At 47.6% G+C, this 13,746-nt stretch carries 10 protein-coding genes; 1 reads left to right on the top strand and 9 read right to left on the bottom strand.

Annotated features, from left to right (window positions below):
• Window positions 1-38 precede the first annotated feature (38 nt).
• The 6 genes from MKY92_RS28755 to MKY92_RS28780 all read right to left on the bottom strand — a co-directional run bounded on the left by MKY92_RS28755 (window position 39) and on the right by MKY92_RS28780 (window position 6,588).
• Window positions 39-1,217, bottom strand: a complete 1,179-nt coding sequence (locus tag MKY92_RS28755) for a winged helix-turn-helix domain-containing protein (RefSeq protein ID WP_339298470.1) — start codon at window positions 1,215-1,217, stop codon at window positions 39-41.
• A 193-nt stretch (window positions 1,218-1,410) separates the two neighbouring features.
• Window positions 1,411-2,205, bottom strand: a complete 795-nt coding sequence (locus tag MKY92_RS28760) for an ATP-binding cassette domain-containing protein (protein ID WP_036606660.1) — start codon at window positions 2,203-2,205, stop codon at window positions 1,411-1,413.
• Between the two features lie 2 nt (window positions 2,206-2,207).
• Window positions 2,208-3,128 carry an ABC transporter permease gene (locus MKY92_RS28765; RefSeq protein ID WP_017691724.1) on the bottom strand — a complete coding sequence of 307 codons (921 nt, stop codon included), beginning with the start codon at window positions 3,126-3,128 and terminating at the stop codon, window positions 2,208-2,210.
• 125 nt (window positions 3,129-3,253) lie between these two features.
• Window positions 3,254-4,303 (bottom strand): ABC transporter substrate-binding protein, encoded by a 1,050-nt coding sequence (locus tag MKY92_RS28770; protein ID WP_047840843.1) that lies wholly within the window; start codon window positions 4,301-4,303, stop codon window positions 3,254-3,256.
• A gap of 737 nt (window positions 4,304-5,040) precedes the next feature.
• On the bottom strand, window positions 5,041-5,688 hold the full coding sequence (locus MKY92_RS28775) for a winged helix-turn-helix transcriptional regulator (protein ID WP_081745846.1): 648 nt from the start codon (window positions 5,686-5,688) through the stop codon (window positions 5,041-5,043).
• Between the two features lie 12 nt (window positions 5,689-5,700).
• Window positions 5,701-6,588: a rhodanese-related sulfurtransferase gene (locus MKY92_RS28780; RefSeq protein ID WP_339298471.1), complete on the bottom strand. Its 888-nt coding sequence runs from the start codon at window positions 6,586-6,588 to the stop codon at window positions 5,701-5,703.
• Between the two features lie 413 nt (window positions 6,589-7,001).
• Here MKY92_RS28780 and MKY92_RS28785 point away from each other — a divergent pair, with 413 nt between their 5' ends.
• Window positions 7,002-10,007 carry a tail fiber protein gene (locus tag MKY92_RS28785; RefSeq protein WP_339298472.1) on the top strand — a complete coding sequence of 1,002 codons (3,006 nt, stop codon included), beginning with the start codon at window positions 7,002-7,004 and terminating at the stop codon, window positions 10,005-10,007.
• Between the two features lie 50 nt (window positions 10,008-10,057).
• Here MKY92_RS28785 and MKY92_RS28790 read toward each other — a convergent pair whose 3' ends face one another.
• The 3 genes from MKY92_RS28790 to MKY92_RS28800 are packed head-to-tail and all read right to left on the bottom strand — an operon-like array spanning window position 10,058 to window position 13,437.
• Window positions 10,058-11,164 (bottom strand): hypothetical protein, encoded by a 1,107-nt coding sequence (locus MKY92_RS28790; protein WP_339298473.1) that lies wholly within the window; start codon window positions 11,162-11,164, stop codon window positions 10,058-10,060.
• 60 nt (window positions 11,165-11,224) lie between these two features.
• Window positions 11,225-12,730: a HAMP domain-containing sensor histidine kinase gene (locus MKY92_RS28795; protein ID WP_339298474.1), complete on the bottom strand. Its 1,506-nt coding sequence runs from the start codon at window positions 12,728-12,730 to the stop codon at window positions 11,225-11,227.
• A complete protein-coding gene (locus MKY92_RS28800) occupies window positions 12,727-13,437 on the bottom strand; it encodes a response regulator transcription factor (RefSeq protein WP_338589125.1) in 711 nt (236 codons plus the stop codon). Before MKY92_RS28800 ends, MKY92_RS28795 begins: the two co-directional genes overlap by 4 nt.
• Between the last annotated feature and the right edge of the window lie 309 nt (window positions 13,438-13,746).

A 13,746-nucleotide genomic window follows, 5' to 3' on the forward strand; every position in this document is an offset into this window, starting at 1 on the left:
AGCGGTCTGTATGTTCCTTGGCTGTAATCATAAAGAAGTTATATCAGAGGAAGATCAGAGGATGGGGGGATAGGGGATAAAAAGTTACGTATTTCATCTACAATTTGCTGTCCATATGCGGGAACACCGTAACTTTTGCTGATCTCTGCATACACTTGATGATATTTGCTGGGAAGTCTGCCTTCAATTCGATGATGATCCAGGAATAGGAGAATCTGATATGCAGCATTCAGATATAGCGGTGCGTTCAGCGACATTTTCAATACATCCAGACCGTCATCCATTCTTAACTCTGCCTCATGAATCCGTCCCTGCCGAAGTAACCATAATCCTTCCATCACCTGAAAACGTCCGATCTCTCGCAGATAGGGTGCATCCTTTAATCCTGACCGCAGAACTGCCATCTGTGCCTCAACAGCTTCACCGCTACCACCCCACAGTTCCACATACAACGCTGCAAGTGCCACAGGCAGTCTGAAATTCTTGAGCTCGTCAGTCTCTATTACACGATACGTTTCCTCCAGTTGTGCTTTGGCCCGTTGATATTGGCCCACCTCTACATAGACTTCAATGATGTTCAGAATGCGGAGTTCGCGAAACTGATCGGCAGACAATGCCGATGAATTCAGCGCCTGTTCATACAACTGAATACTATCCGCCGGCTCGATCAGGGGGTGCACGAAAATCAGTAGCCAATATAGTCGCTCCTCAAAGGGAATTTCCTTTGTTGTAATCAGCCATTCCAGATCCCCCTGTATAAAACGGATATACAACTGATAATAAGGGGCAATCTGAATGCCGAGTGCTTCCTGCTGTTGAACCAGGGTCTGTATGGCATTTCCCTGCCCAAACAAGTGATATTTACGAAGTAATCCGTGAATGACTTCCTGCATTTCTGGGTCCTGAGCAGAAGGGCTAGCGGGTAGAGCGGACTTGTTCTCATGCACAGCAAGCCGATATCCGTAGCCCCGTACTGTATCCAGACGGATCTCATCCCAGCGTTTCAGCTTCTTGCGCAGGCGATAGATATGATCGTCCACGGTGCGTTCAACCGGATACTCCAGCGGCCATACCCGGTCCAACAGTTGGCTGCGAGTGAAGGCTTTTTCCTTGTTTTCATACAGAAAATGCAACAGTGCAAATTCCTTGGCGAGCAGGAGAATGGACTCTGTACGCCGCGTAACCGTATATGTCCCTTCATCCAATTGCAAAGACATGTCAGGGTCCTCCTACTATGTATAATTCGCTATTCCGAAATAATATAGATTCATTCCACTTTCTTCAACGTGTTCAACATACCATAAAAACCCTTTGCGAGAACGCAAAAGGTTTTTATCGTCTAACTTATAGCTGGCTTAGATTGTAGATCACGCTACGTATATCTGTTCTTCCAACAAGTATTACCTTGCCTTAACCCAGCACGACACGATCGTCCGCCATTTTTTTGCCGCTAATCCGTTCGAATTCACCAAGCAACTCAGGTACAGTCAACGTACGCTTGCGCTCTTCGCTGACATCCAGAATAATTCGGCCTTTGTCCATCATAATCAGACGGTTACCCAGACGAATGGCCTGCTCCATATTGTGCGTCACCATCAATGTAGTCAGTCTCATCTCACGCACAAGTGTCTCCGTTAGTTCCGTGATCAGTTCAGCACGTGAAGGGTCAAGTGCGGCCGTATGCTCATCCAGCAGTAGTATCTGCGGTTGGGTAAAGGTCGCCATCAATAGACTAAGTGCCTGCCGCTCCCCACCTGACAAGAGACCGACTTTCGCGTTAGGCCGCTTCTCCAGTCCGATTCCCAGCTTCTCCAATTGCGTGTTGAAAATCTCACGTCTGGCACGGGTAACGCCGAAGCCCAATCCACGTCCTTTGCCTCGCTTGTATGCCATCGCCATATTTTCTTCAATGGACATATGTGGTGCTGTTCCTGCCATCGGGTCCTGAAACACCCGGCCAATCCAGCTGCTGCGTTTATGCTCCGGCAGGTTTTTAATGGAGCGGTCATTGATCAGCACATCACCCATATCCGGCTTCATCACACCCGAAATGATGTTCATCAGCGTGGATTTACCGGCTCCGTTACTGCCAATCACCGTCACAAAATCTCCCGGATTCATCGTCAGATTCACGCCAACCAGCGCGGTCTTCTCGTCCGTTGTGCCTGGGTTGAACAGCTTGGTTACTTGCGTAATCTCCAGCATGCTCACATACCTCCCTTCGCCTGATGACCCCCGGATCGCATCAACTCTTCCGTTCGTTTGCGAGCCAGACTACGCTGCTTCATGGAGCGTTGCATAGTAGGGAATACCAATGCAATAATGACAATTACCGCGGTGATCAACTTCAGATCAGATGTATCAAACCATTCCACTTGAAGGGCAAGCGCGACCACAATTCGGTATATGATTGAACCAACGATCGCTGCAAGTGTAGCCCAGAATACCGTTCTTGCTCCAAGAATGGCTTCACCGATAATCACTGAAGCCAGTCCGATGACGATCATACCAATACCCATCGTGATGTCCGCAAAGCCTGATTGCTGTGCAATGAATGCACCAGACAGGGCAACCAATCCATTGGATAAGCTGACCCCTACAATCGTAGTCACATCCGTATTTGCACCAAAGCTGCGAATCATGCGTTTGTTATCACCTGTCGCGCGAAGTGCCAGTCCAACATCTGTTTTCATGAACAGATCGAGCATGATTTTAAACACCAGCACCACGATGATAATTAGTACCATGACATGCTCACCTGAGAATGGATTATCCATACCCATAATGGATTTATTCGGTGCGCCAAGAATACGCATATTAATGGAGTAGAGCGCGATCATCATCAAGATCCCGGATAACAATCCATTAATCTTGCCTTTGGTATGAAGCAGGCCCGTACAAGCTCCGGCTACCATACCGCCAGCCATTGCCGCCAGACAGGCGAGCCAAGGAGAAAAGTCATTGGAGATCATAACCGCCGCGATTGCGCCTCCTGTTGTAAAACTTCCGTCTACGGTAAGGTCAGGAAAATCGAGTATGCGGAACGTAATATACACACCAAGTGCCATCAGTGCATATAAAAGCCCCAGCTCGATCGCCCCTTCAATTGAATTCCAGCTTATACTCACGCTACTTCCTCCCTGTCTATCGATAAGAATGAGGCGAACCCGTTGCACGTCCGCCTCGCATTCATACTGCCGGATTAAACTCCGGTCAGATTATTGAATCAATCTCATAACTCATTATATTGATTCTATTGAATAATGTTGTTTTCCTGGTCTTTTACTTCCGCTTTCATCTCATCCGTAACCGTGATACCTTGGGCTTCAGCCGCTTTCAGGTTCAGGATCAGATCCAGTTTGTCCGGAACGGTGACTTTCATATCACCAGGTTTTGTACCATTTTTCAGAATGTCCGCGGCCATCTCACCAACCTGATATCCATGGTCATAATATTTGAAGCCAACGGTTGCGAAAGCTCCTTTTTCAACGGTATCCCGATCACTGGAGAAGAACGGAATTTTATTACTGTTTGCCGTTTGGATGATCGTATCCACCGCACTCACGACAGAGTTATCAAGCGTGATGTAGAAGGCGTCTACTTTGCCAACAAGAGAATCCGTTGCCTGTTTTACTTCAGATGTATTCGTAACTGGTGCTTTCACCAGCTTGATATTATGTGTTGCCAGCGCTTTTTCTGCGTTATCTGCCATAACCACCGCATTTGGTTCACCCTCGTTAATGACCAAGCCCACCGTTTTCACATCCGGCAGATTTTTGGCGATAAAGTCAGCCAATTGTACAATGGCCTCTGGATTCGTGTCGGATGCACCTGTAACATTGCCGCCCGGCTTATCCATATCGGTCACCAGTTTGGCACCCAGTGGGTCTGTCACTGCTGCAAACAACAATGGCTTGTCCTTCACTTGTTGAGCCAGAGCCAGCGCAGATGGTGTTGCGATGCCGAGTACGAGATCATTTTTGGAATCACCCGAGATTTTCTGTGCAATGGACAAGTTGTTCGTTGAATCACCTTGCGCGTTATTGTAATCAATTTTGAGGTTCTTGTTCTCTTCAATGCCTGCTTCCTTCAGGGCTGCGATGAAACCTTCGCGTGTGGCATCCAGGGATGGATGTTCAACAATCTGGGAGATGGCAATCTGATATGATTTTTCCTCACTGCCTCCACCTGTTGTAGTCCCTGATCCTTCGGATTCCGAGCCTGTACCGCTGTTATTTCCGCAACCTGCTGCAACGATCATTGAAGCAACCATCATCAGTGACATCCAAAATTTCTTTTTCATGTGTGAGAACCCCTCTCCATCCTATAAAATGTGGTTACCCTTATCGAATTCCATTGACACGATAGGGCGGGACAAAACAAACGCTTCAACGCATTGTTGCTTTGATCGACAAAAGCAGACAAATATAGACTTTTCTCATGCGACTGAAGTCCATGACCCGTGTTGGTGTTTTATTGTTCCCCTAATATTAAGGTGCGTCCCGATATCCGTCAATGGTTGAACCGCTTCCAATTTAGTTTCATCGTATGGTTGTGATAGAAAACATTACATAACGGCAAAAAGGGCATCCCGCAAGTTAGACGAATGGCTCGTCAAGAAGCTGTAATGAGCTTAGCGCTTCACGTTGACCAGCTGTACCAAGCCAACGTGTTAACGCCAAACAATAGAATTGCCATCTCTCCAAGCGCTAACGAACCCGAAACATCTTACTGGGGGAATAATCACGATATGAAAATCCTAACGAACCTCACACTCGTTATTCATTCTAATATTAGAATTTGATACCGAGAATCGGCCAAATTAAGCAAAATAGCGCCTTTACGATTCGTTAAATTTTTAAAAGATCCTTGGAGAGGAAAATAGCGTCTACAGGGTTCGTTAGAGAAATTCCTTTCATACAGTTTCACGTAACGCAGGATATAAAAAAAAGAGATGGCCTCGACGAAACTCGATACCATCTCTTCTTCTTTACACTTTGAATATCTTTTTATTATCTTTTTTTTCAAACTCTCAACCTACTAATTCCCCGACGCTTCGCGAATCTCATACTTGCACCTTTTGCCGCCATCGGCGTAACATTCAGTACGCTCCACCTCAGCTTGAAGTAGCGAGCGAAACAGTTCCAGTTCACAGCGGCAAGCCTGCTTGTAGACACTCGCGACTTGTACAATCGGGCAGTTCATTTCCGTAATGACGTAAGTTCCATCGTCTTCTCTGGACGCATCCGCCATATATCCGTTGGCATTCTGGATTCGCGCGAGTTCCTCCACCCGTCCGGCCAGATCCTGGCCCTCCATCTGTGGCAATCCGCTGCGAAGCAGCTTGTCCCGGCGACTCTCGAACAATGCATCCACCACACCGCTACCGGCAGAGTCAGACAATTCTTCAAGCAATTCCAGCGTAAGGGATGAATATGATTTTGGAAAAAAGCTGTCCCCGCGTACCGTCAGCTGGTACACCGAGGACGGACGTCCGGCCGTAGCCCGGGCCTCCCTAACCTCAATCCATCCGTCCTGCTCCAGTGCCGTCAGATGACGGCGAATGGCCATGCCGGTCAGGCCCAGATCAGCTGTCATTTCCCTGGCGGTCAATGTGCCTTGCTGCTTCAGCATGAACAAAATCCGTTCACGCGTCGTTCGTTCCTCTTCGCGCTTCACGATCAGCACCTGCTCTCCTGCTTATGCGTGTACCGGTGCTGCCTCCCGGCAGGCATCCGAGCAAAAGCGGTTATGCGTCTCTTCGCAATCCTCACAGCTTACATGCTGCAGGTTGCAGGTTGGACAATTAATATATCGGTCATGTGTCGTTCCACAGTGATAACAGCTGGCAATGACGATATCTTCTTCTGTCCGGTTAATCGGTACAGAGATTCGCTCGTCAAACACGTAACATTTACCATCGAACAGATGCCCTTTTACTTCCGGATCTTTACCGTACGTGACAATACCGCCGTCCAATTGAGCCACGTCCTGGAATCCTTCATTGATCATGAACCCGGTCAGCTTCTCGCAACGAATGCCGCCAGTGCAGTACGTAATGATCGTTTTGTCCTTCATGTCACTCAGGTTCTCCCGAATCCACTCTGGAAACTCACGGAACGACTCGACATCTGGACGAATGGCCCCGCGGAAATGACCGATTTCGTATTCATAGTCATTGCGACCATCGATAACGATGACGTCATCACGTTGCAGATGTTCATGGAACTCTTTCGGCGAAAGGCGTTTGCCGCTAGTCACATTTGGATCAAGGTCATCGTCCACGCGGAACGTAACCAGCTCTGCTTTGTGACGAACAAAGATCTTTTTGAACGCATGCTCTTCCACATCATCAATCTTGAACACCATGTCGCTGAATAGCGGATTAGCCAGCATATCTTTCATGTACTGTTCCGTCTGTTCAGGCGTACCGGATACGGTACCGTTGATGCCTTCGGATGCGATCAGAATACGGCCTTTCACACCAAGGTCCTTACAGTATTGCAAATGCTCTTGTGTAAACGTCTCAGGGTCTTCAATCTTCACGAACTTATAATATAAAAGCACGCGGTACGCGCTGTTACACATGTATATCACCTGTTCCTATTCCATGTTGTTATTAGCCGGATCATCCGGCAAGACGACTACGTTGCACCCTTACTGTTAAAAAGAAAATAAACAGCCGCCCGAAACATCGTCTCGAACTGCTGCCTGACATTCGACTTTTATTCCTGCATTCTAGTTTATCGGAAGCGGAATAGCTTAGTCAATATAAATGTATAGAAAGGCATGAAAGATATGGAACATTTCAACCATAAATGATTTGTCTCTGGAAAATCCAAAAAAATATTTCAAATTTGAACTAATATCGTATTCATTTTTGCTTTCATATCCATTAAACTATGCTCATCATTATATGGCTTACCCACACCGACTAGCAAAAGAAGTGGATGGGAGCAAGCATACGGTGAACATATTAGGAGGAAAATGGGGATGAGAACGTGAGTTTAATACTGTTCAGAAAAGTAAGCATGATATGTCTGGTCGTTCTAATTGGACTGAGTGGGTTGGGAACCAACTCCTACCTTGTCCAAAAGGTCGATGCAGCAGGAGCAAAACCCTATATTGGTGAAATTCAGTTATTCCCTTACAATGGGGCTCCCTCCGGTTGGATGTATGCTGCCGGACAGAACATGTCGATCACTCAGAATACGGCCCTTTTCTCGTTGCTGGGCGTCAACTATGGCGGGGACGGCAAAAGCACATTTGCACTACCTGACCTTACAGATGCCGCACCCGAGGGAATGGGCTATTACATATCCATTAATGGAGAGAAGTTCCCTTCCCGTGAAGAGGGTATGTACGGTGCAGGAAATGCTGTGCTTGGTGAGGTTCGCCTGTTCCCGTATTACTTTACCCCCAGCGGCTGGTTGGCTGCCGATGGTCAATATCTCCCTATCTCTCAATACAACGATTTGTATCAGATGATTGGTACAACCTTCGGTGGAGACGGTCTGGAGACATTCCGGTTACCCACGTTACCCAAAATCAAAGGTGATATCATCCATTATGCCATATCTGTTGATCCGACTTACAATGCCGAGAATAGGAGAACTGACTACTATGAATATATAGGTGAAATCATTCCCTTATTGGTAAAGATCCCACTAGACAACTGGGCATTGGCGGATGGATCCTTACTTGCCACCACCAATAACCAACCCTTGTTTAGCCTAATAGGCAATAAATTTGGAGGCAATGGTTTAACCGACTTTAAATTGCCTCAATTAAATAGTGACCAGTCGCCATTGGTCTACTACGTTTCCAAGACAGGCGTATTCCCTTCGGTTACCAATAATCCCCTGCCCAATGCAGTAGAGGATCGTTACACAACCAAGCAGAACACCCCGCTGACCATCAACTCTCCGGGTCTACTAGAAAATGATCGTGATTCTTCTGCTGCCGTACTGAGAAGTGCGCCCATGAACGGTACTCTGACCCTTAATGCTAACGGTTCGTTTGTATACACGTCGAATAACAATTATGTGGGTAATGACAGCTTTACTTATAGTGCCACCAATCAATGGGGTACGAGTAATCCTGCGTTAGTTACCATAACAGTTGAGCAGGACTTGGTGCCGATCGTCAGCGGGGTAACAGACGAGGGTATATATAATCAAACGGTCACGCCTACATTTAATAGCGGTACAGCACTCCTGAATGGTTCTGCATTCACTAGTGGCACTCCGGTTACAGAAGATGGAGATTACACATTGGTGGTAACCAACCACATTGGCAGTACAACAGTCCATTTTTCCATTGATACGGTCCCTCCTGTTGTAACGGGTGTCATCAATGATGGAATATACGATGCAAGCCCGACCGTCACCTTTAATGAGGGAACAGCCACCCTTGATGGTTCTCCATTCCTCAGCGGGGAGACGTTCAATGTTGAAGGTGGACATGTGCTGGTCGTTACCGATGCGGCAGGCAATACGACAACAATCCATTTCAGCTTTTATGCGCCACGGACTCTGACGTTTAACAGTAATGGCGGTTCTGAGGTAACTGAACAAACGGTGTCTTACGGTGACAAGGTTATTGTTCCAGCAGTTCCAACTAAAGCAGGATACACCTTTGCTGGATGGTATACCGATTCAGGGCTGAGTCAGGCTTTTGATTTTGACAATACCACCGTTACCACTGATATCACTCTGTATGCGAAATGGACGGTCAACGCCTATACCATTACATTCGAGCCTAACGGTGGTACAGCCGTTGCAGATCACTCAGTCAATTACGGAAAGAAACTTTCAGCACCTGCTTCGCCAAGCCGTTCCGGCTATACGTTTGCAGGCTGGTATGCAGACTCCGAGTTGAAAGCTCCATTCAACTTTGCTCAAACAGTGATCACAGCCGATCTGACCTTATATGCCAAATGGAGTGTTAATTCCACGCCACCATCAGGTGGTAGTGATGGTAACAGTAGCGGCGACTCTGGTAACCAGAATAACAACGGTTCGAGCAGTACCCCTTCGCCGCCTAATACCATAACCCATTCGTCCACGAATGGACGTTTAACACTTGCAGCGGGGCAGGCCGGGCAATTAAGTTTGGGCGATGGCATTGCTGTGACCATCCCGGCTGGAGCGACTAATCAAGAAATGCAGATCACGATTGACCAGATTACAGATTCTTCGGACTTGCTAACTAATCAGACTAAACTAATCAGCCCGGTATATGAGTTACTTAAGAATGTTCAACAGAACTTCAATAAATACGTAACTTTGAATCTGACATTTGATACATCAAGTTTGCCAACCAATCACCAGGCTGGACTATTCTACTTTGATGAACAAAACAAGTTGTGGATCTCTGCGGGAGAAGCTTCAATTCATGACAATCAAGTCAACGTAGACGTAGACCATTTCACCAAATTTGCTGTTTTTGCGGTTGAACAACCCAAGGCGCCAGCAGAGATTGCATTTAGCGATGTCAACGGGCACTGGGCGGAAGATTTCATTCAGGAAGCCGTCCGTGAAGGTATCGTAAGTGGATTCTCCGATGGGTCATTCAAGCCTAATGCATCCGTTACTCGTGCTGAGTTTACGGTGATGCTAATGAATGCACTGCAAACAGAATACACAGAAGCCGCAATATCTTTTACCGATAATGCAAAAATAGGAGCTTGGGCACAGTCTGCTGTAGCTCGTGCAGTGAAAGCAGGATTCATTCAGGGGGACACTGAGGGGGCTTTCCGCCCAAATGACGCTGTAACCCGTGCCGAGATGGCTGTCATGGTAGCCGATGCGTTTCAATTAAAAGCGATAACTGGCACAAGCTCAACCTTTGCTGACGACGCACAGATTCCGCTTTGGGCCAAAGCAGCTATCGCTGGCATGCAAAAAGCCGGGATGCTGAACGGTAAAGGGCTGAATACCTTTGCTCCAAGTGATAAAACTACGCGTGCAGAAGCGGTCAAATTACTGTTGAACACAAAGAATTAGTGCATATCTAAAAGCCTGTTCCTTCCCGGGAACAGGCTTTTCTGATTGTTTCATTCCGAGATCGTAATGACTGAGGTTACAAAGTGATACGATTCATTCTCCAATACCGCCTGTGATAACAGGATTTTATTTCCTTTCGGGCTCCAGGCGAGTGGGTCAGAAGCGTTGTCCATATCCGCCGAGATCTGGAACTGTTCTGCCGACTCCGTGTTGGAGACAAACAGCCCTTTCTCATTATCATTCTCAGAATTGATCGTATACGCAATCTTGGAATCATCACCCGACCAGCTTGTGCCGAAAATCTGTGTGCCTCTGGCGAGAGTGGCCTTCTCATTGCCTTCCAGATCGGTGAGCACCAGCGCCCGTTTGGTATCCGCTGTTCTTTTCACAATCGCAAGCCTTGTTCCATCATTAGAAGGAATGACCCACTCCACACTTTTCAGCACCTGTTTCACGTCACCCGTCTTCGCATCGTATGCATTCAACTGGCCGTCCTCGCCCGTAATATAATAGAGCATATCGCCTGACACCTTGATACTCCGTACATTGAAATTACCTGTCTCCACCAGTACCTTTGTTGTACCGTCCACACTTGCCGAGATCAGATCACCCTTCATATTAGGGAAAACGACATGTTCATTATCCAGCCACGCGCCCTCTTGGATAAATCCATCCTCCTTGCCCGCAGGGGTTGTCTCCCCGTTATGCAGGTTCAGGAAGTAGCCTTTGCCCGTATTTTCCTCCGGCTCCCGATAGAACAGGTACTGACCATCCTGTGACACCAGCGGTGCACCCAGACTGGCTTCACTTTCCTTGAGTGGCGTGTCTGTGCCTTTCGTCAGATCATACATATATAAGTTATGCGGGTATCTTTCCTCGCCTTCAACCGTGACGGGTTTCAAGGATTTGTTCTCCTTATCGGATACAATCCAATCGTCACTAAGCCATGTAATCCCGCGCATATTCGGCAGCTTATCAATTTTCTCCAGCTTGAAGCTTTGGTACACGGACGTGTTGGTATTATCTTTCACTGTAATATCAGTGCCTGTTTTCCCGCCTTGTGCGTTGCCCCCAGGCTCCGTTGTTCCTCCACATGCCGCTGTCGTTAACAGGGCAATGGCTCCGAACGTGCCCAAAGCTGCTTGTTTCCAATTCATGATGGTCCCCCCTGGTTTCTCTTGCTATAGACCAAGCATACACATCGCATACTTCCAAAGTTATTCAGACTTGTTTCGAACTTGTAAACTTGAATCAGCCAAAGGGAACATGAGCTGGAACGTCACACCTTCCCCATCTTCTGGATCACCCGACAGCAGGGTGATTGTACCGCCCTGTTTTTCAACAAACTGTTTCACGAGAGATAGCCCCAGTCCGGTTCCACCGGTTTTTCTGGCTCTGTCTTTGTTCACGGTATAAAAGGGTTCAAAAATCTTCTCCCGCGCCTCTCCCGGAATCGGCATACCCGAGTTGTAGATGCGAATGACCGCTTGACGCTCCTGCATCCGTAGTTCATTCTTCACCCGGATCACACCATCCGGAACGTTATATTTGATGGCATTATCCAGCATATTGATGAAAATATGCATAAGACTCTCCCGATCGCTGCGGATCACCGCCGGTTCAAGATCCAGTTCCATGTTCAGCGCAAACTTCTCCGCTTTCCCACGCATCCGGCCACAGGCATCCTCCAGCAGAGCGCTGACCTCTACATCTTCGGCCTGGTTCTCGAAGTCATACTTCTCCAGAGCAGATAAATGTAGTACTTTCTCGACCATCTCGTACAGCCGCTCCGTTTCTTTGCCAATGTTACTCGTAGCATCATCAAGCAGTTGCGGATCATCCTTATACATGTCGAGCAGCTCCACATAAGCTTTGATCGATGTCAGCGGTGTCTTGAACTCATGGCTAATGTTACCGATATATTGTTTCTGCTGCTGTTCCAGCGCCTGAAGTTTCTCAATCGCCAGTTGCAGCTTCTGCTGCTCCGCATGCATGGCTGTGATATTTTGTTGAATGGATGTACTCATATAATAAATGCCCTGCCCCAGCTCCCCCAACTCATCCTTACGCTTTAAAGGAGACTCCGTAATGTAGTGCCCTTCGCGAATGGAATCTGCGGACCTCTTCAGTCGGGTAATCGCAACGGCAAACCGATTGTAGAACAAATAACCTAATATGAAGCTCAGCGCAACAACGGTAATTCCTGCCCATATGAACAATTGAAGGATGCGAGTATAGAATTCATGGTAGCTTTGGACCGGATATTGCATCCATACAGCCCCCATCTGTCCATCCGGACCGTCCAGTGGTGCGGCATAGAGCAAGGTATCCCCTTGTTCATGATAGGCAATTTTATTTTGCAGTGCATAGTTGAGCGTATCCTGAACAATCGCACTCTCCCCGGAACTGATCGATGAGCCAACTTGCTGGCCTTTCATATCATAGAGCGCTATCGGCAATCCGGTAGAGTTGGCCAGTTCCTGTGCAAGCCTGCGGCCGTTTTGTTGTAAAAAAACGTCCTGTTCAAGATGAACGGACTCCGTGTAGTAGGACTGTCGCACATTCAGATTCACCAGCCGTGTCTGCTGTGATAGAATACCCTCAATCTGTGACTGCTGATTGCGTTCAATACCGCGCAGAACCAGTGAACTAAGCACAACTACGGTCAGGATAAGCAATGCTGCCAGAAAAACACTGAACTTCAGCTTGATGCTGACTCTCATATGGCCCCGCCTGTTTCAGGTGCAGATGCTTTGTAGCCAATCCCGTATACGGTCTGCAATTTTTGCTGATCTGTATCCCCGATTTTCTTGCGCAAACGCTGGATGTGAATGTCCACGGTCCGTGTCCCACCTGCATATTCCATGCCCCAGACCCGGTCCAGCAGATCGTCTCGTGTGTACACACGCTCAGGATTGGACATGAGAATGGTCAGCAGATCGAACTCTTTTGGTGTCAGATCCAGCTTCTCCTCATTCACGGTCACCGTGCGGTGAGCAACATGAATACGCAGTGTGCCATTCACGATGGCCTGATTCTTCGAATCGTCAGGTGGTGGACTGCTTTTCTCGACACGGCGCATGAGTGCTTTTACCCTTGCGAGCAGTTCGCGGATCTCGAACGGTTTGGTCATGTAATCATCGGCGCCCATTTCCAGGCCAACGATTTTGTCCACGATATCATTTTTGACGGTCAGCAAAATAATGCCGATATCCTCGCGGTCCTCCAGCCTGCGGCATACCCCGTATCCATCGAGCCTGGGCATCATGACGTCCAGAATCATGACCTGTGGGTGAAACGATGCGACCTTGACCAAGGCCTCTTCGCCATCACTCGCAGTCTCTACTTCATATCCTTCGCGCCGCAGCGCGTAAGCAATGGCACTGACGATACTTGATTCGTCATCTACCACGAGCACTTTTTTATTCATGGGATTCATCCTCTACGTTACACGAGATAACTTCAAGTGCAGTACCGTCTTCTGATCGCTGTTATCCCCAGATTTCTTTAATCCCCTTCTTCCAAAGGGGAAATCCGGTGATAAAGGGCGTAGCATATGCTTCCAAAGTAGCTTTCTGACAGAAAGCTTTGAACTTCGTTTCTTCAGACTGGTTCTGCACTCCTCGTTTTCGTGTAAATATTCAGTTCTTTTTTATTTATGTTAGCAAGGTCCGTGCGATTTAGCTATGGATGAGTTTGCAATTTGTATGAAAAGCTTGCATCCTCTCAGCTTGGACTT

The sequence above is a fragment of the Paenibacillus sp. FSL R5-0623 genome, from assembly GCF_037974265.1.
Taxonomy (GTDB): domain Bacteria; phylum Bacillota; class Bacilli; order Paenibacillales; family Paenibacillaceae; genus Paenibacillus.